This window comes from Streptomyces sp. NRRL WC-3549 (genome assembly GCF_000721935.1).
Taxonomy (GTDB): domain Bacteria; phylum Actinomycetota; class Actinomycetes; order Streptomycetales; family Streptomycetaceae; genus Streptomyces.
In genome coordinates, this window is record NZ_KL585426.1 from 106471 (window position 1) to 107549 (window position 1079).

Annotated in this window: 1 protein-coding gene; it reads left to right on the top strand. The window is 76.0% G+C overall.

Annotated features, from left to right (window positions below; translation table 11 throughout):
* The first annotated feature begins 243 nt into the window (after positions 1-243).
* A complete protein-coding gene (locus IH13_RS0128930; protein WP_051835964.1) occupies positions 244-1038 on the top strand; it encodes a FadR/GntR family transcriptional regulator in 795 nt (264 codons plus the stop codon).
* Positions 1039-1079 lie beyond the last annotated feature (41 nt).

Consider the following 1079-nt stretch of genomic DNA (forward strand, 5'->3'; position numbering starts at 1 on the left):
CAGCTCTTCGACCCGGACCGGAGCGGCCGAGGCCCCCGCCACCACCGCGGGGACGCCCGGCACCTGCCCGCACCCTGACAGCGCGCCCCCTCGCGCGGCGCCCAGTACACCCCCGCCCGCCGCGCGGCGCGCCCTCGGCCGGGTCCGGCTCCGGAGCCGGACCCGGCCGCCCGGTTTGGTCCGACCACACCGCATGTGTGACATAGTCGGATCATGCGTATCGGCCGGACCAGGGAGTAGCGGATGCCCGTCGAGTGGCAGCCCGTGCGGCAGTCCCGGACACATGAACTGGTGCTGCAGAGCATCGAGGAGCAGGTGTTCGCCGGAAAGCTCAGAGCGGGCGACCGGCTGCCGCCCGAGCGGGAGCTCGCCCCCGTCTTCGGGGTGAGCCGCTCCGCGCTGCGGGAGGCGCTGCGGGTGCTGGAGACGATCGGTGTGCTGGTCGCCCAGCCCGGCCGGGGCCCGGACGCCGGCGCCCGGATCGTACGCAACCCGGACGACGCCCTGAGTCGCCTGCTGCGCCTGCATTTCGCCCTCGGCAGCTACGGCCTGCACGACGTACTGGAGGCCCGCGTCGCGCTGGAGCGCTCCAGTTTCGCCGCCGCGGCCCGGCAGGCCGCACCGGCCGACCTGGACGAGGCGGCGGAGCTGGTCGCCCGCATGACGCGAGCGGGCGTCCCGCCGGAGGAGTTCAACGAGCTGGACACCAGGTTCCACGTCCAGATCGCGCACAGCTCGGGCAACGCCCTCACGTCGACGCTGACCGCCGCGGTGCGCGAGTCCGTGAGGCCCCTGATCCTGCGGGCGCTCGAAGCGGCGGACGACTGGGCGGCGACCGCCGCCGCGCTCAACGCCGAGCACACGGAGCTGCTCGCCCTGGTCCGCGCCGGACGCGGCGAGGAGGCGGCCGACCTGGCCGAGGCCCACATCCGCGGTTTCCACGGCACCCTGGTCGCCGAGAGCCGTCCCGAGGACGCCGGCGCGTACGGCCCCGGCACCACCGAGGGCCCCGAGGGCGGGCGTCCCGCGGGACGGTGACGCCTCATCGGGAGGGGCCGGTGCCCGGCCCCTCCCGCCGC